General features: G+C 61.8%; 25 protein-coding genes and 3 tRNA genes. 21 read left to right on the top strand and 7 right to left on the bottom strand.

Translation table 11 applies throughout. From position 1 onward, the window contains the following. Positions 1-65: 65 nt before the first annotated feature. Positions 66-2,141 carry a TPM domain-containing protein gene (locus tag FHU29_RS16980; protein ID WP_074390757.1) on the bottom strand — a complete coding sequence of 692 codons (2,076 nt, stop codon included), beginning with the start codon at positions 2,139-2,141 and terminating at the stop codon, positions 66-68. A gap of 136 nt (positions 2,142-2,277) precedes the next feature. Here FHU29_RS16980 and FHU29_RS16975 point away from each other — a divergent pair, with 136 nt between their 5' ends. Genes FHU29_RS16975 through dnaG form a run of 3 tightly spaced genes read left to right on the top strand, consistent with a single transcriptional unit; the run spans position 2,278 to position 6,149 of the window. Beyond that, positions 2,278-2,922: a YdcF family protein gene (locus FHU29_RS16975; protein WP_064439280.1), complete on the top strand. Its 645-nt coding sequence runs from the start codon at positions 2,278-2,280 to the stop codon at positions 2,920-2,922. 19 nt (positions 2,923-2,941) lie between these two features. Further along, the gene (locus tag FHU29_RS16970; RefSeq protein WP_064439279.1) at positions 2,942-4,219 is read left to right on the top strand and encodes a deoxyguanosinetriphosphate triphosphohydrolase; all 1,278 of its coding nucleotides are present in this window, start codon (positions 2,942-2,944) and stop codon (positions 4,217-4,219) included. Positions 4,220-4,247: 28 nt separating this feature from the next. Beyond that, positions 4,248-6,149, top strand: a complete 1,902-nt coding sequence (gene dnaG / locus FHU29_RS16965) for a DNA primase (protein WP_064439278.1) — start codon at positions 4,248-4,250, stop codon at positions 6,147-6,149. Between the two features lie 6 nt (positions 6,150-6,155). On the opposite strand, the gene FHU29_RS16960 is transcribed toward dnaG, so the two are convergent. Beyond that, complete coding sequence (locus FHU29_RS16960; protein WP_064439277.1) at positions 6,156-6,428, bottom strand: hypothetical protein; 273 nt, start codon at positions 6,426-6,428, stop codon at positions 6,156-6,158. A gap of 175 nt (positions 6,429-6,603) precedes the next feature. Here FHU29_RS16960 and FHU29_RS16955 point away from each other — a divergent pair. Together FHU29_RS16955 and FHU29_RS16950 are read left to right on the top strand one after the other, a co-directional pair. Then, positions 6,604-6,679: transfer RNA gene (locus FHU29_RS16955), tRNA-Asn, on the top strand. Positions 6,680-6,738: 59 nt separating this feature from the next. Next, a tRNA-Ile gene (locus FHU29_RS16950) sits at positions 6,739-6,812 on the top strand. Between the two features lie 39 nt (positions 6,813-6,851). Here the strand turns inward: FHU29_RS16950 and FHU29_RS16945 are convergent. Beyond that, positions 6,852-8,039 (bottom strand): tyrosine-type recombinase/integrase, encoded by a 1,188-nt coding sequence (locus FHU29_RS16945; RefSeq protein WP_064439276.1) that lies wholly within the window; start codon positions 8,037-8,039, stop codon positions 6,852-6,854. Then, positions 8,032-8,700 (bottom strand): helix-turn-helix domain-containing protein, encoded by a 669-nt coding sequence (locus FHU29_RS16940; RefSeq protein WP_064439275.1) that lies wholly within the window; start codon positions 8,698-8,700, stop codon positions 8,032-8,034. The genes FHU29_RS16945 and FHU29_RS16940 overlap by 8 nt, the downstream gene beginning before the upstream one ends. A gap of 135 nt (positions 8,701-8,835) precedes the next feature. Here FHU29_RS16940 and FHU29_RS16935 point away from each other — a divergent pair, with 135 nt between their 5' ends. From FHU29_RS16935 to FHU29_RS16910, 6 genes are all read left to right on the top strand, one after another. Continuing rightward, entirely contained in the window at positions 8,836-9,021 is a 186-nt protein-coding gene (locus FHU29_RS16935; RefSeq protein ID WP_064439274.1) for a helix-turn-helix domain-containing protein, read from the top strand. Then, positions 8,991-9,314, top strand: a complete 324-nt coding sequence (locus FHU29_RS16930; protein WP_157094942.1) for a hypothetical protein — start codon at positions 8,991-8,993, stop codon at positions 9,312-9,314. Before FHU29_RS16935 ends, FHU29_RS16930 begins: the two co-directional genes overlap by 31 nt. Before the next feature lie 32 nt (positions 9,315-9,346). Further along, positions 9,347-9,796, top strand: a complete 450-nt coding sequence (locus tag FHU29_RS16925; protein WP_064439272.1) for a hypothetical protein — start codon at positions 9,347-9,349, stop codon at positions 9,794-9,796. 74 nt (positions 9,797-9,870) lie between these two features. Next, positions 9,871-10,179 carry a DUF2742 domain-containing protein gene (locus tag FHU29_RS16920; protein ID WP_064439271.1) on the top strand — a complete coding sequence of 103 codons (309 nt, stop codon included), beginning with the start codon at positions 9,871-9,873 and terminating at the stop codon, positions 10,177-10,179. Continuing rightward, positions 10,176-11,735 carry a DUF3987 domain-containing protein gene (locus FHU29_RS16915; RefSeq protein WP_064439270.1) on the top strand — a complete coding sequence of 520 codons (1,560 nt, stop codon included), beginning with the start codon at positions 10,176-10,178 and terminating at the stop codon, positions 11,733-11,735. Before FHU29_RS16920 ends, FHU29_RS16915 begins: the two co-directional genes overlap by 4 nt. Before the next feature lie 17 nt (positions 11,736-11,752). After that, positions 11,753-12,157, top strand: a complete 405-nt coding sequence (locus tag FHU29_RS16910) for a hypothetical protein (RefSeq protein WP_064439269.1) — start codon at positions 11,753-11,755, stop codon at positions 12,155-12,157. Between the two features lie 221 nt (positions 12,158-12,378). Here FHU29_RS16910 and FHU29_RS16905 read toward each other — a convergent pair whose 3' ends face one another. After that, positions 12,379-12,516 carry a hypothetical protein gene (locus FHU29_RS16905; RefSeq protein ID WP_183377594.1) on the bottom strand — a complete coding sequence of 46 codons (138 nt, stop codon included), beginning with the start codon at positions 12,514-12,516 and terminating at the stop codon, positions 12,379-12,381. A 71-nt stretch (positions 12,517-12,587) separates the two neighbouring features. Between FHU29_RS16905 and FHU29_RS16900 the strand changes: the two genes are divergently transcribed. From FHU29_RS16900 to FHU29_RS16870, 7 genes are all read left to right on the top strand, one after another. Continuing rightward, positions 12,588-12,908, top strand: coding sequence for a WhiB family transcriptional regulator (locus tag FHU29_RS16900; protein WP_064439268.1), 321 nt, complete (start codon positions 12,588-12,590; stop codon positions 12,906-12,908). Further along, the gene (locus FHU29_RS16895; RefSeq protein WP_064439267.1) at positions 12,905-13,138 is read left to right on the top strand and encodes a hypothetical protein; all 234 of its coding nucleotides are present in this window, start codon (positions 12,905-12,907) and stop codon (positions 13,136-13,138) included. The genes FHU29_RS16900 and FHU29_RS16895 overlap by 4 nt, the downstream gene beginning before the upstream one ends. Beyond that, positions 13,135-13,296: a hypothetical protein gene (locus tag FHU29_RS16890; RefSeq protein ID WP_157094941.1), complete on the top strand. Its 162-nt coding sequence runs from the start codon at positions 13,135-13,137 to the stop codon at positions 13,294-13,296. The genes FHU29_RS16895 and FHU29_RS16890 overlap by 4 nt, the downstream gene beginning before the upstream one ends. A gap of 88 nt (positions 13,297-13,384) precedes the next feature. Next, entirely contained in the window at positions 13,385-13,735 is a 351-nt protein-coding gene (locus FHU29_RS16885) for a MerR family transcriptional regulator (protein WP_064439266.1), read from the top strand. Then, positions 13,732-14,016 carry a hypothetical protein gene (locus FHU29_RS16880; RefSeq protein WP_064439265.1) on the top strand — a complete coding sequence of 95 codons (285 nt, stop codon included), beginning with the start codon at positions 13,732-13,734 and terminating at the stop codon, positions 14,014-14,016. The genes FHU29_RS16885 and FHU29_RS16880 overlap by 4 nt, the downstream gene beginning before the upstream one ends. A gap of 1 nt (position 14,017) precedes the next feature. Further along, positions 14,018-14,263, top strand: coding sequence for a hypothetical protein (locus FHU29_RS16875; RefSeq protein WP_064439264.1), 246 nt, complete (start codon positions 14,018-14,020; stop codon positions 14,261-14,263). Beyond that, positions 14,263-15,069: a hypothetical protein gene (locus FHU29_RS16870; RefSeq protein WP_064439263.1), complete on the top strand. Its 807-nt coding sequence runs from the start codon at positions 14,263-14,265 to the stop codon at positions 15,067-15,069. Before FHU29_RS16875 ends, FHU29_RS16870 begins: the two co-directional genes overlap by 1 nt. A gap of 446 nt (positions 15,070-15,515) precedes the next feature. Here the strand turns inward: FHU29_RS16870 and FHU29_RS16865 are convergent, their stop codons facing one another. After that, positions 15,516-16,127: a hypothetical protein gene (locus FHU29_RS16865; protein ID WP_064439262.1), complete on the bottom strand. Its 612-nt coding sequence runs from the start codon at positions 16,125-16,127 to the stop codon at positions 15,516-15,518. 130 nt (positions 16,128-16,257) lie between these two features. Between FHU29_RS16865 and FHU29_RS16860 the strand changes: the two genes are divergently transcribed. Continuing rightward, positions 16,258-16,345, top strand: a tRNA-Met gene (locus FHU29_RS16860). A 10-nt stretch (positions 16,346-16,355) separates the two neighbouring features. Here FHU29_RS16860 and FHU29_RS16855 read toward each other — a convergent pair. Beyond that, on the bottom strand, positions 16,356-17,015 hold the full coding sequence (locus tag FHU29_RS16855; protein WP_198156513.1) for a DNA alkylation repair protein: 660 nt from the start codon (positions 17,013-17,015) through the stop codon (positions 16,356-16,358). A 198-nt stretch (positions 17,016-17,213) separates the two neighbouring features. Between FHU29_RS16855 and FHU29_RS16850 the strand changes: the two genes are divergently transcribed. Beyond that, entirely contained in the window at positions 17,214-17,723 is a 510-nt protein-coding gene (locus FHU29_RS16850) for a hypothetical protein (protein ID WP_157094940.1), read from the top strand. 10 nt (positions 17,724-17,733) lie between these two features. Beyond that, complete coding sequence (locus FHU29_RS16845) at positions 17,734-18,549, top strand: serine hydrolase domain-containing protein (RefSeq protein WP_064439259.1); 816 nt, start codon at positions 17,734-17,736, stop codon at positions 18,547-18,549. Positions 18,550-18,647: the final 98 nt, after the last annotated feature.

Raw genomic sequence — 18,647 nt, 5'->3', positions numbered from 1 at the left:
ACCACACACCGCCAGCAAAGGGTGTGTGGCCGGGACTCGCGGTGTTTGGCCTTTTTTGGGCGCCTTCAGAAGCGTCCGCCGCCGCCTCGCCGGCCTGAGCTGCGGGGCCCGCCAAAGGAACGCGACCGGACGGTCGACGATCGGCGGGCGCTGGATGACCGGCCAGTGCTGAAGCCACCTGTCGATCCGCGGCGTGTTGTACCAAAACCGCTGCTCCGATGGCGCGAACCACTGCCACTGCGCATTGCGTCCATCAGGATACCGCCGAGCATCCCGCCAACCACGACGTTGGTCATCGACCCAGGGCCACCGCCCGTCTGCCCCACGTTCGCAAAGTTGGTGCGCTGCTGCGATTCCCAGGACGACACCTCACTGCGCGCATAGGAGAGCGCTTGCTGTGCGAGTTTCACTGCCGCACGAGCGTGCTCGAGTGCGGTAACCGGGTCAGAGGTAGCGATGTGGCGCGCATACCCAGCGTGGCGTTCCGCTTCCGACAACCTCGTGCGCGGCTCCGCTCCGATGGCGCCGCGCCGAGTCGAGATGAAGTCACGCGCTGCCGTGATGTGAGCATCAGCGGCGGATAGGTCGTTCGCCAGCGTCCGCCGAGCGTGCTGTTCGCGTTCGGACGCTTCTTGCGCCCTCGCTAGCAGCTCATCGAGTGCAGCGTCCGCTTCGACGATGTGATGGAAACTCCCAAGAGGATCAGATTCCCGGGCGTCACGCGCCTTCACCAATGCCTCCTCGGCCGCAGCGCGCGCAGCGTTAAGTTCGGAACCGCCTGCATTGGCGAGCTGGCGGGCACGCTCAATGTCCTTTTCAAGGTCGGCCATTGCCGCTGGGAGGCGCGTGATGGCTGACCGAATATCGGTTTCCGCGTGTGCAACACCTTCGACTAGCTCACGTGCCTGACTGACCGCAGCCTCCGCAGCACGCAGAGACGCGATCACATTGGCGGAGTCACCGCGGCTGAGCGCGCGACGCGCCTCGGATATCGTTTCCTCAGCCAGAGTGACGTGATCTTTTGCAAGCGACGGGTTCTTTTCGATCGCGCCAAGCACCGACGGTGCGAACTGTGCGCGAAGTGACTCGAGCGCGCGCTCCGCTTCCGGAATGCGTACCGTCACGGCGACTACGTCCTGAGTGAGTGAATCGAGGCGCTCGGGAGCGGAGATGAGCAGGTTGCGCTTCGCGTCGAATGCCTCAACTTGTGCGTCGAGATCTCTGTCGGCCGTCGCGCAGGTCGCTATGAGATCGACAAGCATCTGATGGCGCTGCGGCGGCGTTTCTGGGATCGCGTCATCGAGACGTTGACGAATCTCGAACGCACGGCCAAGGGCTCGTTTCGCACTGGTCAGAGCCTGCGTGAACTGGGAAACCGAGCTATCTCCGAATTCGTCCCGGGCGCGCGCAAGTTCTTCTTCGCTGGTACGTATCGCATCATCGGTCTCAACCAGCATCGCCTTCGATTTTGTGTCCAGCGCTGACGCAGGCACCTGAGCGAGCGCGGCACGGTCCGTGAGGTCGATGCTGTCGAGTGACGCGACATTGCGAGCATGAATTCGCGTTGCGCGGCGTTTAGAGCGCACCACGAGGAAAACGATGAAGCCCGCGATTCCGCCCAGAACAATCAACACTGGCACCGGGCTCGACGTTGACGGTGCGGCAGCGCGCGCAAGACCGTTGGCAGCGCCGATCGCCGCGTCAGCCCACAGGTCATCCGACAGCGCGGGCTCAATATCGTCCCGCAGGATTGCGCGTTCCTCCGAACCTGAAATGGCTGTCATCGAATCCGGCAGATTGAGGAAGTATTGCCGGTCGGTTACTGCGACAGCGAGAAGGACGTCGTTGTCGCCGAAACCACTGATGGCGGACGTGGCGTCGGTCCACGTCTGGCCATCAAAACCCATGAAGGTATCCGTGTACACCACCCAGAGGCGGATTCGCCGATCGTCGTAAAGCTCATCGAACTCAGGGCGAATCCGTTCCATGTCGCCGGCCGATAGCGCTCCGACGTTGTCAACGATGCGATCATCAAGGCGCAGGGGTGGCTCTGCGACCGAGGTAGCGGGAACTCCCAGGAACAGCGCGGCAAGCATGAACATAACTGCGGCGAAGGCGGTGCGACCCGGTCGCCTGCCCATCGTTCGCCTATCTGATCCACCAGGGTGCATGCTCCGAATCTAGCGGAGTCATGGAGGCCAGGCATTGAGGGCAGTGGTCGAACTGCTGGCACACTGGTACAGGGCGCAAGGCCTTGCGCCCGAGTAAAGCCGGGAGATGGGGGAATGTGTGGTCGCGGTGGTCGGGCGCTGGGTGAGCCGTTTGCTCATCGGTGTGGTCCTGATAGCTATCGTGCTCGTCGCTGGTACCGCCGCGCGAGTGTGGCAGGTCGCGCGAGTGAACGACTACTCACCCGTCGACGCCATTGCGGTTCTTGGGGCGGCGCAGTACAACGGTGTCCCGTCTGATGTGTTCAGATCTCGGCTTGATCAGGCGGCAGCGCTCTATGAAGAGGGCGTCGCTCCACTGATAGTGACTGTGGGCGGCAAGCAGGTGGGTGACGTGTTCACTGAGGCCGCCGCTGGCAAGTCGTATCTGGAGTCCACGGGTATCCCAGCCGCTGATGTGCTCGCTGTCGAAGAGGGCGCTGACACGCTGGAAAGCGTGCGTGCCATTTCGCGCGAACTCAGCGGCCTCGGGCTTTCCTCTGTCGTGATCACCACGGATCCGTGGCATTCACTGCGCACCCGCGTGATGGCTAACGACGCGGGATTGCAGGCGACGACGGCCCCTTCGCGTTCCGGGCCTGCGGTGCTGACCAGAGAGTCGCAATTCCGTGGAATCGCGCGTGAGACCGCGGCTCTGCTTTACTACCAATTCACCCACTCATCGAACGAACTACGGAACGTACCTGGCCTCTGACTCATAGAAGCGAACGCACATGATTGAGCGCGGCTCTCTTTACACCGACCACGACGCGGAGCGGCGTGTGCCCGAAGGGGGCAAAAACTCCCTCCTGGAAGGAGCTTCGTCACAGCACCGGAGCTCCTACAGCCGGGACCGCGCCCGCGTCCTGCATTCTGCTGCGTTTCGCCGCCTCGCCGACAAAACACAGGTTGTCGGGCCGCAGGAAGGCGATACGCCGCGTACGCGACTCACCCATTCGCTTGAGGTCGCGCAGATCGGCCGCGGAATTGCCGACGGGCTGGGCTGCGATCCTGACCTGGTCGACCTCGCCGGGCTCGCACACGATATCGGGCACCCGCCTTACGGACACAACGGAGAACGGGCCCTCAATGAGGTTGCGGCCGAGTGCGGCGGCTTCGAAGGAAACGCGCAGAACCTGCGGATCTTAACCAGGCTGGAACCCAAGCTTCTCGACCCGGCCGGCGAGAGCGTAGGTCTCAATCTCACACGCGCGGCGCTCGACGCGGCCACGAAATACCCCTGGACGCGCCCGGCTCCAGGTTCCAAGTTCGGCGCCTACGACGATGATGCCCATGTTCTGGCTTGGCTCCGGCACGGTGCACCCGGCAAACAGAAGTGCCTTGAAGCGCAAATCATGGACTGGGCCGACGATGTCGCGTACTCGGTTCATGACGTCGAGGACGGTGTGATCGAAGGCCGGCTCGACCTGAGAGCGCTCGCTGACCCAGCGGAACAGCGCGAACTCGCCGCGGTGGGGCACCGGGAGTTCAAAGACATCGACGACGCGATCCTGATCGAGGCGGCCCAGCGTTTGTCCGCGCTGCCGGTGGTCAAGGCGGTTGGGACTTTCGATGGCACGCTTGACAGTTCTGTCGCACTCAAAAGACTTACCAGTGAGCTGGTGGGCCGATTCGCCTCGGCCGCGATCGCTGCTACACGCGCTTCATGCGGCGCGGTGCGGGTCGCACGCTACGACTGCGATCTCCACATCCCGCAGATAGTCGAATCTGAGGTTGCGATCCTCAAAACAATCGCACTTAGATTCGTTTTCTCGGACCCCGCGCACCGCTCGAAGCAGGAAAGGGAGCGTGACCGAATCCACCGAGTCGCGCAATATCTGCTGCACACATCACCAGGTGAGCTTGATGCGATCTTCGTGCCATTCTGGGAGCAGGCACAGTCAGATGCCCAGCGCACCCGCGTCGTGGTCGATCAGATCGCGTCATACACCGAGAGTCGCCTCGAACGACTCGACCGCGCGAGCAGGGGAGCACAGGCAGCCTGGGGCTGAAGGCTCCTAGACGTCGTAGACTCGTCGCGTGGCTGGCCGTATTCCTGAACGAGACATCGCGGCAATCCGCGACCGCGTACCCATCGATGAACTCGTAGGTGAGTATGTTTCGCTTCGCCGCGCCGGAACGTCGATGAAGGGGCTGTGTCCCTTCCACGACGAAAAGACTCCCTCCTTCCATGTGCGGCCGAGCCACGGGCACTTCCACTGTTTCGGCTGTGGCGAGGGTGGCGACGTCTACAGCTTCCTGCAAAAGATCGAGCACATCAGTTTCGCTGAAGCGGTGGAACAGCTCGCAGACCGCTCCGGATACCGCATCACCTATGAAGGCGGCGGTACATCCGTACAGCGGGATCGCGGAACCCGCACACGGCTTGTTGCTGCTAACGCTGCCGCCCAGCAGTTCTACGCGCGCCAGCTCTCCACCCCTGAAGCGGAGGTGGCGCGCCAGTACCTCAAGGAACGCCATTTCGATGGTGCGGCCGCGGTCCAGTTCGGTTGCGGCTACGCGCCCAGTGGGTGGGACAGCCTGACCAAGCACCTGTTGACACAGGGCTTCGAATTCAAAGAACTCGAAGCAGCAGGACTGTCGAAGCAGGGCAAACGCGGCCCCATCGATCGCTTTCACCGGCGGCTGTTGTGGCCGATCCGGAACCTGTCCGGCGATGTGATTGGTTTCGGTGCGCGACGGTTGTTCGACGACGACGTTCAGCAGGCCAAGTACCTGAACACACCCGAGACCGTGCTCTACAAAAAATCGCAGGTGCTGTTCGGCCTTGATCTCGCCAAGCGTGAAATAGCGAAGTCGCACCAGGTCGTGATCGTCGAGGGTTACACCGACGTGATGGCGATGCATCTCGCAGGCGTGACGACCGCAGTGGCTGCGTGCGGTACGGCTTTTGGTGACGAGCACGTCGGGCTCCTGCGCCGGTTGCTCATGGACGACAGTTACTTCCGCGGGGAAGTGATCTTCACATTCGACGGGGACGAAGCAGGCCAGAAGGCAGCGCTCAAAGCGTTCGAGGGTGATCAGAAAGTCGCAGGCAAGACTTTCGTCGCGGTCGCGCCTGCGGGGATGGACCCCTGCGATCTGCGGGTGGAGCGCGGAGATGCGGCGGTGCGCGACCTGGTAGCGCGCCGGAGTCCGCTCTTCGCCTTCGTGGTTCGCTCGATACTTGGGGAGCATGACCTCGAGACCTCGGAGGGAAGGGTTGAGGCGCTGCGGCGGGCTGTGCCCGTGGTAGCCAAGATCAAGGACACTGCCCTGCGTGATGATTACGCAAAGCAACTCGCCGACTGGGTCGGCTGGGAGAAGGAAGCGCAGGTACGGCAGCGGGTCCGGGAGTACGCGCAGCAACACAGCGGTGGTGCGGCGCAGGGGCCGGCGCAAGCCAAGCGCAACGGCAAGAGCGGCGCGGCAGCCCGGCCCGATCCACGTGACCCCTCGGTCTGGCCGGAGCGCGAGGCGCTCAAGGCAGGGCTCCAATACCCAGGTATCGCCGGTACGGTGTTCGATTCGCTGCCAGACGAATCGTTCCGGCACCCGGCATATCTCCGTATCCGCCGAGCCATGGCCGACGCTGGAGGTACTGGCAGCGGGCACGGCGGCGCATCGTGGATTGAGCTGGTAATGCGGGAACTCGACGATGACGGTCCGCTCAGATCGCTCGTGTCGGAACTCGCGGTGGAATCCATGCCGGTGGAGGAAGCCAGTGTGCCGCGGTATATCGGCGGTGTGCTCGCGCGCTTGCAGGAAGTATGGGTGGGGCGTCAGGTCGCTGACCTTAAGTCCAGGCTGCAGCGAATGTCGCCGAGCGAAGATCCCGCCGAGTACCACGCGCTGTTCGGCGATCTAGTTGCGCTGGAAGAGTACAGGCGCAGTCTGCTGCACAAGGCGGTTGGCGACGGGGCAGAGGGCGGACTCGTCTAGCAGGCGTTAGCGCCGCGCCCCGTTGACGTTCGCCTGGCCGCGTGCCGCCTCATGCGGCGCATAAACCGATGTGCTGTCGTCGATATCAGCGATCCGCTCGAGCCTCGGTGTGGTGCTCAGTGCATCGGAGAGCTTCTGGCGACCAACTTCGATCGCTTTCTTCGTGGCCGGACTGGTCGCGACGGTACGGGCCGTCCGGCTGATCTGTTCGAAACGTTCACGTCCCGCGCGGGTACCCAGAACGTACCCGGCAGCGACGCCGACTAACAGACCAATCATGAGCGAAAGCCTCCCCGGCTCGAATCCTCGGGACCAACGGTTGATGCATGTTCCATCTTGCCTCAGGTTGCCGCGCAGCGCGCTAGTGACACAGCACTTGGTGCTTCCTCTCGATTTGGCAAAAGTGGGGGAGGATGCGCTAAAGTCGGCAAGGCCCGTTCGCGGGCCAGGGCATTCCTCCGTAGCTCAATTGGCAGAGCATCCGACTGTTAATCGGACGGTTGCTGGTTCGAGTCCAGCCGGAGGAGCCATAACAGGCCCTCCACCCTGCGGCGGAGGGCCTTAATGCTGTGTATGGTAGTTCTGCCCAGGGGCGGTAGCTCAGTCGGTTAGAGCCGCGGACTCATAATCCGCTGGTCGCGGGTTCGAGCCCCGCCCGCCCCACTCAATAAGTGCAGGTAGAAGCCCTAATATCGCGCTAACTCAGGCATCCGAACCGGTCTCAGTGTCACGAGTTGTCACAACTCGACCAAAACTACTTGCAGCGGCCTTCAGAGCGTCATCTTGCGAATGCGCGTAGGTCGCCATCGTGAACGCAGCCGACGCATGACCGAGCCACGCCGCAATGACCGCGATCGGTACACCGCGAAGATGCATCAGCGTCGCGCATGAGTGCCTGGCGTCATGCAGCCGCACGGCAGGGATGCCGAGAACCTTCAACAGTTTCTCCCACCGGGACGTGATCGCGTCAGGGTGCAACGGCTGCCCAAGCTGGTCGCTGGCAACGTATTCGCCGCTCCCGTACGTCGACCCTGCGATCATGCGATCTTCGAGTTGCCGCTTCCGTGCCGCCCTCAAAACCTCTATGACGTCAGCAGGCATGGGCAGTGTCCGGCGTGATCGTTTCGACTTTGGAGTACCGACAAGTACTTCACGTTCAACGACAACTTTTGTCTCATCGATAGTCACTGCCCCGGCCTTCAAATCGACCTTCGACCAGCGGAGGCCCGCGATCTCACCACGCCGCAACCCGTACAGCGCGAGCGCCCACAGGTGCCGATCTTCACACTCGTGATCGAGAATGCGGAACATCTGGCCTTCGGTCAACGTCTTCATCTCGGTGCGGCCCGACTGGTCGACACGCTCGACTAGCGCGGCGACGTTGCGCGCTACGTTGCCCTGCTGTACCTCAGACTCCAGAGCGGACGTCAGGATGGACAGCATGTAGTTCACGGATCGGGGAGACCAGGCCGAGCGGCCTTCAACCTCGCCAGCGCGAAGCCGTCTCACTAGGTCGTCAAGGTTTGCCTTCGACAGCCTTTGAACCTCGACGTTGCCGAGTTCGTCGGTGACGGCTGACAGCTTCGACTGATGCCCGCGCAGCGTCGACGCCTTCAGATTGTGCTTACTCGCTAACCACTCATCAATGGCCTGTCGCACAGTCCGCTTACTGCGCGACACATAGGTTCCCGCCGCAACCGCAGCTTGTGTTGAAGCTAGGTAATCTCGGGCGTCCTTCTCTGTCGTGAAGCGCTTGCGTGTCTGCTTCCGTCTGCCCTCGTCATTGGTCCCCGTATCAACTGTCACCTGATAACGAGGTACTTTCTTGCTAGTGCGTCGATCGGTGACCGTGATCTTGCGTATTTGTGGTGGCAACTGCTGCCTAGCCATGACGATGCCTCCGCTCGGGGCGATGGGTGCCCTCATCGGCAACCAACTCGAAGAACTCGAGTTGCAGGTTGCGCAGGCCATCCCGCAATTCTCTTAGGCGCTCTACTGAAAGTTCCCCGACGTCGGCAACGTCTTCTTCAGGCAACTGGTTCTTCACGTCGATTAGGTGGTCAATGTCCTCCTGAAGGTGTCGAATTCGTGTCGTGAAGCCAACTCGGCTGAAGTCTGCCGAATCGGCCTTGATCTTCCTGAAAGTGTCGTGGATGTCCGCAAATCCATCGGTTAGTTGAGTTTCAGTGAGCCACGCATCAGCCATTAGTCGGAAGCTCTTCGACTTGTGTAGCCATTCGGCAGCAATCAGCGGCGCGGCGCGGTAGTTGAGGTAAACCGCCACTTCTCTCTGGTTGGGAGGGTAGAGCAACTCCGCTGGACTTGTTTCTAGAGCCCACGCGAGGCGGACTAGGACCGCGAGTTTAGGTAGTTCCGTAATTCGACCGGTGCCAGACTCGATGTTCGCGATAATTCCGCGATCGATGCACGCGTGGTCTGCCAAGGCCCGCTGTGACAAACCGGCGCGTTTACGTGCTCGGCGTAGCCCTTCCGCGAGTTGTTCTAGGGCGTTTCTCTCCCAGTCGGCCCAAACCTGCTCTGGTGGTTGCATTACAGCACCATATCAGGGCAGTGTCCGTGATTGGTTGCGGCTATCCAGCACCATGCGCTACTGTCGCTGGTGCAGCACCGATCTAGGTACAGTCGTGATAATCAAGGTGCTGTGACAGCACCAAAAGGAGTGGAAATGAAGACCTACACGCACTTGCTTGCAGTGCCCGAAGCTTGCGCCGCGCTAGGCGGGATCAGCCGCAGTCATCTGTATGTCCTGATGTCTGAGGGAGAACTTTCCTCGATAAAGATTGGACGACGGCGGTTCATACCTTCCGATGCCCTCACCGAATGGATCGAACGACAGGGCGAAACACGGTGACCGGCGGCGATCAACGTCAGCTGGCCGACGCCATCAAGAACCACGATTCCTGGTGGTGGAATACCGCCCGCCACGCCCTTGAGCACCTCGCCGCGCAGGGCAGGCCGTTTGAGACGTTCGACCTCACCGAGCATGGCACACCCGACCCAGACCACCCGGGCCGTTGGGGTGCTTTGTTCGCGGTCGCTGCCCGTGACGGCGTTATCGAATGCGTCGGCTACAGCGTGTCTAGACGCCCGTCCCGCTCGCACGGACTGACTCGGCTTTGGCGCGGCTGCCGCACCAACCGATGACCCAGCCACATCACACGCGAAGGAGCAAGTAAATGAGCAACATTCAACTGCCCGCTGAGATTCTTGACGAACTCACCCCCGGGGACATGACCGAAATCATGGACCTCGCCGACGCTGTTCGGACCGAGCACAGCACAGACGACGAAGCTGCCCGAGCTTTACTCATCCACGCGAAAGAACGCGTTTTCATCAACAGGGCCACGAAGAACGTGCCCACCCCGCGCAATGTTGTTGATGTTGGTGAATGGGGCGCTGAGTTCGACGGCAACGTGTATCGCAACGTCACGATTCTCAGCACCCCAGAGAGGCGCGATCTGTGGGCAACCTACGCCGGTATCCAATACGCGCCTAGCGGCGAGATCACCGATTGTGCATTCGTTGCCGAGTACGCGGAAGTCACCGACCCAGCGGAGCTTGAGCAGTTCGCCGCCGACCTCATCGACCTTGCCCGCCGTGCTCGTGAGTGGAGCCCCGAATGGTGACCGTACAGGCCCACATTTTCGAGGTAGCGACAATCGCGAGCCGTGTCGTCGATTCAGCGAGGGGAGCGCTTTGAATGACCTCCGGTAACAGAAGCGACGCCCCAGGACCGGCCCCCAGGGCGCACGCTCACATCACACACCCGCACATCACCACGGGTCACGCTCATCGTAACAACACGATTCCGTGGCAAGGGGGCGAAGCCCCCGCGGCAGCACCAGTCAACGTGCCCCGCGCCGGTACGAGAGCGTGGCGTGAACTCGACGACGACGATCCCCGGAAGTGGTCGGCAGGCAGCCGCAGCGAAGCCGATGCCGGTCTAGTGGCGTTCACCTGGGGGCAAATAGCGCACGAGATCGCAGAACGACGAAGGAGGGCCGCGTGACCAGCACGCCACGCGAGAGACCGCAAGTCCCTGCGTACGACGAACGCATCCTCCACGGCATCCTCGGTGAAATCACCCGCTCCGCATTACCCGCTACCGAAGCCGACCCCATCGGCATCTACACGTCACTGCTCTGCCAGGTCGGTGTGGTAGTCGGCCCCAGCACCTGGCTGCGCATCGGCTACGAGCGGCATCCCCTCCTGATCTGGCCTTTGCTGTTTGGGCGCACCGGATCAGGGCGCAAAGGTTCCGCAACCAACGTCGCTGCCCGCTACGTCGAGACCGCGTTCCCGCTCGAACTGCCCGCGCTGACCGAATCTGGGCTCTCATCCGGGGAGGGAGTCATAGAACGTATCCGCGACACCCTCGACGAGAACGATCCGGGCGGCACGGAAGACAAACGGCTGTACGTCCTCGAACCGGAATTCGCCTCCGTCATGGCCCGCGCCAAGCGGGAAGGATCGACGCTCGCGCAGATACTCCGTCAGGCATGGGACGGGGGCCGACTATCCACACTCAACCGGAAGAAATCCAAAGCCTCAACAAGCCACGTCGGGATCATTGGGCATATCACCCCCCGCGAGTTCCGTCTGAGGCTGGCTGACTCCGACATGGCCGGGGGAACCTACAACCGGTACTTGCCGGTCTACATCGAACGGTCGAAGAAACTCGCCTTCCCACCGTGGCCCGACACTGCCCGCATCAATGACCTTGCCGGCAGTCTCTCTGAGGCTGTGTGCGAGGCACGCAACCTCGGGGGTATCAGCGTCGCGACCGGTGACCCAGCAACGCGTCGGCTCTGGGAAGAGCTCTACGACGAGTTCACCGGCATCGCCGACGTTGAAGGTGACGGCGCGTGGATTGAGTTCACGGAACGAGCGGCCCCTTACTGCCTTCGTATTGCCGCGCTGTACGCCGCGTTAGAGGGCGGCAGTCAGATACTCGAACCCCACCTGACCGCCGCGGCGGCGCTGGTCCGGTTCTCGATCGAGTCAGCGAAGTACGTGCTCGCTGGTATGGCCGTCGATCCCCGTCTGGACCGCATCAACCGGGCCTTAGCCGATGCCGGTCATGAGGGGCTATCACGGAGCGACATTTCCGCTTTGTTCTCACGCCACCTGAAGGCAGACGTGCTCGACGAACTGCTGAACGATCTTGTGGAGGCAGGAACAGTTGAAATGTTCCGTTTGTCGACTGGCCGTGGCCGCCCTTCTGCGTGGTACCGAGCCACCAACGGCGGCGTGCGCGACAGCGAATTAAGCGAAGAAAGCGAACTAAACCCCTCCCCGAACCCCACCGGAGCGACTTCTTTCGCATATTTCGCTTCTTTCGCTAACTCGCAGACCCCTGTTAACGAGACAGCCCCCGCCCGCCGATCCGGCTGCGCCACGTGCGGCAAGGACCTCACCGACGCGTTTGAGGCATGGCACACCAACGGCGAGTTATGCGGCAAGTGCATCGACAACGACCCCGAGCAATGCCGCCACGGCAAACCCCGCGCTAAGAAGTGCGGGCAGTGCATCGCCGAGAAACTCAACCACCAGTCCCTCGCCTGACCATAAGGACAGCGTCCATGATCCCCGACACCACCGACTCGATCGCGATATTCCGAAGTGAGAAACAGCCCAGATTTGTAAAGAAGGTCATCGCATGGAGCAGCGAAGGCGAGCCTCTTGTGTTCAGTGACCGAGCTAAGTACCTCATACCAGCGACTGACGTTGACGGATTCTTCGGCATCGAGACGTCCGGTGAACACCCCGGACTCACCGTCATCTCAGCGATCCCAGCCCCGGGATGGAACATCCGGTGGCCCGCCGGTACCGAAGGCGGACAACCCGTTACTTCCCCGCTAGTCGGGTGGGGCGTCATGGGCGACGGCAGTGTGCTGCCGCTTGATACCGACTCAACGGGCAACGTCGAAGCGATCGACTGGCGACAGGACGTGCACATCTTCCATGACAGCGAAGCCTCTCAGTGACAGCGAAGCACATGCCCGAATCAGCGGCCTTGCCCATTCCCACCGGAGCGACTTCTTTCGCATATTTCGCTTCCTTCGCTAACGCGCAAGCCTTCGTGGCTCGCAACGGCTCGACGAGGAGCAGCCAGTGACCGTATACCAACAGCCCGTATGCACCGAGTGCCGCACGCAACGAGTCGTCGTCATCCATTCCCGCCGCGGCGTCCTGTGCCTCGCCTGCTTCACCCAGCCCAAGCGGCCCCGAAGGAAAGGACGGTCCCGCCGTGCCCAATGAGAAACTGCACCGCTGCACCGACCCGTCGTGCTGCTGGCGCTGGCGCGAACACACCCCGCCCGAACGCCGCCGCTGCCCGATCCACGACCCGCACCCCACACCCCCCGCGTACGTGTCCCGCACTGACCGCGCTAACCAAGCCCTCGGGGGTGAGTCATGAGGCTGTGGCGGGGAACAGGGAAGCAGCCACCCAAACCGGACCTGCCCGCCGTGCTCGCGAACCTCATCGACCGTCGCCTCACCGATGCCCGCTGCGCAGGCAAGGCGCCCTTGTTCGACTCCCTGATAGATGACGAGCCCGAACCGCAGCGCCGAGCACGGCTGCAATGGGCGGCAAGCGAATGCAGCACGTGCCCCGTGCTGGCTGCGTGTGACCAGGTGGCCAGTGAACTCCCCGACGGCGAAAAGACGGGGATATGGGCAGGCCGAAACTACGAACGGCCACCAGGGCGCCCGAAGACGGAACCAGCAGCATGACCCCTGACGAACGAACCGCCCTCAACAGCATCACCGTTGAATACCTCGGCAAGAAGCTCGACGACTGCACCATGCCTCAGATTCTCGATGCCGTTGAACTGCAAAAGATCGATGTCCACTTGCTTCGGGCATACACGGAATGGCTGAAACCCCTAGCGGACATCTACGACAGCGAACTAGCCAGCGCGCTGACTCAACTCGAAAACCTAGCCAACCGCGGCACAGCATGAAACGACTACCCCGGCGCTTGCACTGGACCGTTCACCCCGCACATCAACGCGGCGTCCTCCTCCGAATCGGCGAAACCGCCTACGTACTCACAGCCGGGGAAGCACACGCACTCGCCGACCGCCTCAACGACGTACTCGAAGGAACCGAGACGCCATGAAACCACCCCGCACCCCTGCGCGGAAACCTCGAACCGTCGCCGACAAATTCGGGGAAGCACTCATGCTCGCCATGCAGAGAAAAAAGCCATGCCCGCGGCGCGCATAGAACACGCCGTGATCGTCACCGGCCACGACCTCAACACCCTGCGCTACGCCATCGAAGTCGCCATACGTGCCCGCAAACGCAACGGACTACCCGCATCACCCACGCTGACCAGGCTCCTTCACCTCACGTCAGGACACACGGACGACCGAAAACCACCAGGCGACGAAACTACCCCTCATGACCCGATCCCACTCGCTGCCGCGGCTGAACAGCTTGGCGTCAGCGCTCGCCACGCCCGCCGCCTCGCACCACGAATCGGGGGCCGCAAGGTCAAGGGCCGATGGACCGTCGATAGGCACGCACTTGCCGAACACCTCGAAGGACGAACATGACCGATGAGCACCGCCGAGCCGCAGCCGACTACCTCGCCGCCCTCGACCCCGACGAACGCGAACAATTCCTACGCGAATCGCTCGACAGCGACTACCGGCGCAACCTCGAAGCCGTCCGGTCACTGTTCCCCCAAGAACACCAAACCGAACCCGATGCCCTAAGCACTACTGAGGGCAATCACGCACCCCGCGAAGGCAACAACCCGCCACCGCCCACAGACACAGGGGAAACAGCGTTCATCAGACAACTCTTCAACGACGAACCCACAACGTGGAGTTGAGATGCAGAATCTCCCCCCGAAGCTGCAGCACGACGCCGAACGCTTAATCCGCGCACTCTCCACCGTCGCCGGCGACGAAGACCGCGTCCTCGAAGTACTCAAGCAGCACGCCCACGGAACAAGCATCGAACGAACCAAAACCGTCGCCGCCGCCGCACTCGCCATCACCTTCGCCGAGTGCATCACCAACCCCGTCAGCCTCAACCGCAGCAGCCCCGCACCCATCACGATCCCCAAGGAGCAGTAATGGACCTCAACGCAATCGCCGCCAGCACCGCCTACAACTTCGCCACCCGCTACGCCGAACAACACGGATACAAAATCCCCAGCGCCCTCACCGCAGCAATGACCCAACTCGACGAACTCGACAAAGCCGCACTCCCAGCGATCGACAAGACCGAACTGTCCGCAGCCCTCGCCGCCGCTTTCCTCGAACAGCGCGACCCCCTCACCGACACCCTCGTGCAACGCGCAACACTCAGAGAAAGCCTGAAAGCGCTCAACTGGTCGGCGCTGCTCCAACAACACGCCGAACAGCAGCGCGTAATAGTCCTACGCAAACACCTGCCCACACTCATCAAGGTATGGACCAAAGCAGTAGCCGACGCTGACCGCACCATCAACACCGCCCGCGACACGATCCCCGGCCTCAACCTCAGCGACGCCAACCAAATCCACCAGCTGCAACCCTCACAAATGTCCACGTGGGGAGAAGCGAAAGCCGCAGCCGAACGCGCATCCAAAATCACCGAGACATGGAGCATGTGCGCACTCGCCACCAACACCGTCCGCATCACACCCGGGACACACGCACTCATCATCGCCGACCTCACAGCAAGCCAGCTCGAACAACTCGGCCCCAACCCGAAAGCCGAGAACGTCATCCACGCCGGACACACCCTCGAACTCGCCACCCTCGACGACTACCAGCAGCGAGTAGAAGCTATCCGGCAACAGCAGACCACGCGCCGCGAACGCGAAACACACAACGCCAACAACGCGATCCGCAGCACCACACTCGGCATCGCCAACGACCTCACACCCACCAACTAGCTACGGAAAACCCGCGCTGGGCACGTGCACGGCACCGAGTCACACCCACCCAGGGGGAGGCAAGCACCCCCCGACCCCACCGATTCGCCCCCCACGGCATCAAAGAACTTGAAGAAGCATTGCGATCCATCGACCCAACACACCCGCTACTCAACGTGATCGCAGTCGCATGAAGAGGTAGGGGAGGGTACCGTCGAGGGCCTTTTCTCCGCCCCTCACGGCATAGGCGAGTCCTCCCCCTGAACTCCCCCCTCCCCCCTGGGGAGGTTCCCGTGACCTGCGTTATTTCGCCGTTTACGGCATAGGCGAGCAACCCCTATTCGTTTTTTCCAAGGGGGCCGTCGTGGACCTCAGGGCCATCGTTCACCGCCCCCTTGTTGTTTCCTCCCAGGGCCTGTGGCTCAAGGACAGAGCAGCGCGAAAGTCCACAGGGGTTTGGGTTGGTGCTACAGGGGGCCGTGGGGGGTGATGTGATATTCAGGTATTTTTGGCCCCTGGTGGCTGGGCACCCGAGTCTCTTTGACTGTCCGCCATCCGCCGAGTGGTAATGGCTTGCAGCGACGCGGGACAAATTTCTGAGCGTTATACCAGAGTCGTAGACGGTAGAAGTTGTGCCAGTACCAGTTCTCTGCCTGCATTGTGCCGTCAATTCTGCTGCGCATCGCCTCTGACCGCAGTCCTTCGAGGTGGGGAGCGAGCCAGGTAACCATGTACCAAGCGTTTTCGTAGTCTGATTTGACCAGGCGCACCTCCCATTGCCAGGGGGCACTATGGCAGTCATATCTGACCGCTTTGAACACGGGTGTTTGGAGAGTGCCAATGTAGACGCTTAGGTCATGCCAGACTCCAGGGCCATCGGCTCGCAGACGAAGCGTGGCGGATTTACGTTCAACCGGCTGACCGCTTGCATTGGGTGTCACATATGACGTGCCGATGTTCAATGTCACAGACAGCCCATGTCCGCCCCCCTTTGTGCGGGCGAGCCGATGGTCACGGTGCGCGATGACGAGAGCTACCAATGCCACGACCAGCGCGACCAGACTGACTAGAACCTCCATACGGGAACCTTATTGCGCACGGGGCGCAGTCGGCGTCTTTCCTGCCTTGGTGTCACGAGGATGTCACAACTCAACTCGGACGCTCACGGAATCCGACAGACGGGCACGGACTGTCTATGCAGCTAAACCCAACAAAGTCAGGCATCCACGTACACGCCTGAACAGTGTGTTGCGGACTCATAATCCGCTGGTCGCGGGTTCGAGCCCCGCCCGCCCCACTCAAGCTCCTCACTCGCCATGCTGGCGGCGGACGATTTCGGTGATCCAAGTCGGCGCGTACGGTGACGTGCAGTTCGGGGGCGTCGGGTAGTCCTTGAGAACCTCAAGGCGCTCGCCGATGCTGATTGCGCGGTCGCGGTGCTCGGCATGGTCGATGCCGATCTGGGCCAGGCAGTGATTCATTGCCCACTGCAAGCGATCGGGAGCGTCCTTCATCTCCGCCTCGATGGTGTCGAGCAGCCCCGGAAGGTTGAGACCTTCGGGTTTCTTCGCCACCCGTTCGGTGGTCAGCGCCCATCCCGCACTTGCGACGATCGGATCGGGGTCAGCGCACCAGGTCTGGCGCAGGGCTTCGACATGAGGGTTCTTCTTCACGACGTAGTTGACGAGCCAGTCCTGAACCTTGGGTAGCCGTGCTTGACGAAGCATCGTGTCTAACGCGTCCCGGTCGAATGCTTTGGGGCGGCAGATCAGGATCGCCAGCAGCCTTGCCGCGGTGTCGCCGGTCTCCCAAAGCTCTTGTGAAAGTTCCTGCTGGGTCTTGAGCTGCTTGGCGAGCGCGCGCAGTTTGGTGAGGTTCACGCCGTGATCGTCACCGTGCCTTTCGTTCACCGCGCGGACCTTCGGGTCCTCAAGCGCAGCCAACTCGGCCATCACCTCGGCCACCATCACCTGAGCCACCTCAACCTCCGTCCGCCGCGTGTGAGGGTCAGCCTACGACGAAGGTTCGGCGCCGATGCGCACTCGTGCTGAGAAGTGCACCAAAAACTCGCGCGATGACATCCGTTTCTCTGCACGAGTGGTGGGGGCAATGCCGATTCCACTCGCTTATTGTCGTCTTAAGTTCTCCCCCTACACTCGCGGCCGATGACTTCAGACAAGACGAGTAGCTTAGAGTTCGTTGACGACAAGACCGACAGTGAAGTGGAGGCACGGACGCCACAAAGTCCGCCTAAATCCACTTCCGGCGGGGGAACTGCGACGGGAGCGGGCGCTGTAGTCAGCGTGGGCCTTGGGCTGGCCTCCGTCGTCGGTACCCCACTCGCCGACATGATGCGGTCCCGGCAGGATCTGCTAGGTCAGATCGACGCGGCGACCGGTGTCGCGGGGGACGAGATCGACGCCATTTACGGAGCCCCGTGGAATATGACGGCGCTCGTGAATGGTGCGTTCGCGCTGGTTGCCGCGCTCGTCGGTGCAGTTCTGGTGGGCATGCTGGCCGCGCGCAAGGATGAGCGCACGTGGGTGCGGGCGCTGGCCTGGGCTGGTGTCGCACTCGGCGTGATCGGCCTGCTGATCGCAGGCGGCATGTACTTCGACCTCTTCGCCCCACAGCCAGAGTTGCCTCTCATGCCAGCGAACCCCATGGGCGGCTAGGCTTCACTCTGTGCAATCTCTGGAGAAGCTCGGTTCGTGGCCCGTCTCGCACGTCTCGGCAGCGGTAGTTTCGCCGCAGGGGACGCTGGCGAGTACGGGGCCTACGGACCGGCTCTTCGCGCTTGCCTCGGTAACGAAACTCCTCGTCGCCTACGGCGCACTGATCGCCGTCGAGGAAGGGGCGATCGGGCTCGATGATGAGGCCGGACCAGAAGGCTCGACAGTGCGCCATTTACTTGCCCATGCCTCCGGCCTGGCATTTGGCGAAAAGCGCACTCAAGCGAAACTTGCGACAAAGCGAATTTACTCGAGTTCCGGTTTCGAGGTTCTCGCGGAACTAATTGAATCGAAGACCAGTATTGAATTTCCCGAATATCTGCGTCTGGGCGTGTTCGAACCGCTGGGAATGGAATCAACTGCACTGGACGGTCCTGCAGGGCATGGGGCGGTCTCGACGGTTGACGACTTGGCGCGGTTCGCGGAGGAGTTACTCGAACCGAGGTTCCTCGCGTCCGAAACACTGAGTGCGGCAACGGCTGTGCAGTTTCCAGATCTGGACGGCATCGTGCCGGGGTACGGGATGCAACGTCCGAATGATTGGGGTCTCGGTTTCGAGATTCGTGGCAACAAATCGCCGCACTGGACTGGATCGGAAAACTCTGCTGAGACGTTCGGTCATTTCGGTCAATCAGGAACATTTCTTTGGGTGGACCCGGCGGTGCGAGTCGCGACCGTTGTTCTGACCGACCGCGACTTCGGCGACTGGGCAAAGCCTTTATGGCCTGAACTGAGTGACGATATCCTCAGTGAAATCTCAGACTTGTAACGAATTTTCATCGAAAGACTAGCGCGATTCGCAAAGTCACGGCAGACTATCTTGCATCAGCAAGCACTTCGCTAACAGCTGTCACATGGCAGGGGCGA

The organism is Hoyosella altamirensis, assembly GCF_014191505.1.
Taxonomy (GTDB): domain Bacteria; phylum Actinomycetota; class Actinomycetes; order Mycobacteriales; family Mycobacteriaceae; genus Hoyosella; species Hoyosella altamirensis.
The sequence above is the reverse complement of the archived record's forward strand: the minus strand, read 5'-3'. Positions and strand labels throughout refer to the sequence as shown.

What these genes read in the sequence shown, in the direction of transcription:
- FHU29_RS16875 (WP_064439264.1), top strand. Translation starts at nt 14,018, where the DNA reads ATGCAGAATCTCCCCCCGAAGCTGCAGCACGACGCCGAACGCTTAATC.
- FHU29_RS16880 (WP_064439265.1), top strand. Translation starts at nt 13,732, where the DNA reads ATGACCGATGAGCACCGCCGAGCCGCAGCCGACTACCTCGCCGCCCTC.
- FHU29_RS16870 (WP_064439263.1), top strand. Translation starts at nt 14,263, where the DNA reads ATGGACCTCAACGCAATCGCCGCCAGCACCGCCTACAACTTCGCCACC.
- FHU29_RS16960 (WP_064439277.1), bottom strand. Translation starts at nt 6,428, where the DNA reads ATGATTGGTCTGTTAGTCGGCGTCGCTGCCGGGTACGTTCTGGGTACC.
- FHU29_RS16975 (WP_064439280.1), top strand. Translation starts at nt 2,278, where the DNA reads ATGGGGGAATGTGTGGTCGCGGTGGTCGGGCGCTGGGTGAGCCGTTTG.
- FHU29_RS16895 (WP_064439267.1), top strand. Translation starts at nt 12,905, where the DNA reads ATGACCCCTGACGAACGAACCGCCCTCAACAGCATCACCGTTGAATAC.
- FHU29_RS16930 (WP_157094942.1), top strand. Translation starts at nt 8,991, where the DNA reads ATGGATCGAACGACAGGGCGAAACACGGTGACCGGCGGCGATCAACGT.
- FHU29_RS16855 (WP_198156513.1), bottom strand. Translation starts at nt 17,015, where the DNA reads ATGGTGGCCGAGGTGATGGCCGAGTTGGCTGCGCTTGAGGACCCGAAG.
- FHU29_RS16970 (WP_064439279.1), top strand. Translation starts at nt 2,942, where the DNA reads ATGATTGAGCGCGGCTCTCTTTACACCGACCACGACGCGGAGCGGCGT.
- FHU29_RS16945 (WP_064439276.1), bottom strand. Translation starts at nt 8,039, where the DNA reads ATGGCTAGGCAGCAGTTGCCACCACAAATACGCAAGATCACGGTCACC.
- FHU29_RS16910 (WP_064439269.1), top strand. Translation starts at nt 11,753, where the DNA reads ATGATCCCCGACACCACCGACTCGATCGCGATATTCCGAAGTGAGAAA.
- FHU29_RS16935 (WP_064439274.1), top strand. Translation starts at nt 8,836, where the DNA reads ATGAAGACCTACACGCACTTGCTTGCAGTGCCCGAAGCTTGCGCCGCG.
- FHU29_RS16890 (WP_157094941.1), top strand. Translation starts at nt 13,135, where the DNA reads ATGAAACGACTACCCCGGCGCTTGCACTGGACCGTTCACCCCGCACAT.
- FHU29_RS16865 (WP_064439262.1), bottom strand. Translation starts at nt 16,127, where the DNA reads ATGGAGGTTCTAGTCAGTCTGGTCGCGCTGGTCGTGGCATTGGTAGCT.
- FHU29_RS16980 (WP_074390757.1), bottom strand. Translation starts at nt 2,141, where the DNA reads ATGGGCAGGCGACCGGGTCGCACCGCCTTCGCCGCAGTTATGTTCATG.
- FHU29_RS16900 (WP_064439268.1), top strand. Translation starts at nt 12,588, where the DNA reads ATGAGGCTGTGGCGGGGAACAGGGAAGCAGCCACCCAAACCGGACCTG.
- FHU29_RS16885 (WP_064439266.1), top strand. Translation starts at nt 13,385, where the DNA reads ATGCCCGCGGCGCGCATAGAACACGCCGTGATCGTCACCGGCCACGAC.
- FHU29_RS16925 (WP_064439272.1), top strand. Translation starts at nt 9,347, where the DNA reads ATGAGCAACATTCAACTGCCCGCTGAGATTCTTGACGAACTCACCCCC.
- FHU29_RS16920 (WP_064439271.1), top strand. Translation starts at nt 9,871, where the DNA reads ATGACCTCCGGTAACAGAAGCGACGCCCCAGGACCGGCCCCCAGGGCG.
- FHU29_RS16940 (WP_064439275.1), bottom strand. Translation starts at nt 8,700, where the DNA reads ATGCAACCACCAGAGCAGGTTTGGGCCGACTGGGAGAGAAACGCCCTA.
- FHU29_RS16850 (WP_157094940.1), top strand. Translation starts at nt 17,214, where the DNA reads ATGACTTCAGACAAGACGAGTAGCTTAGAGTTCGTTGACGACAAGACC.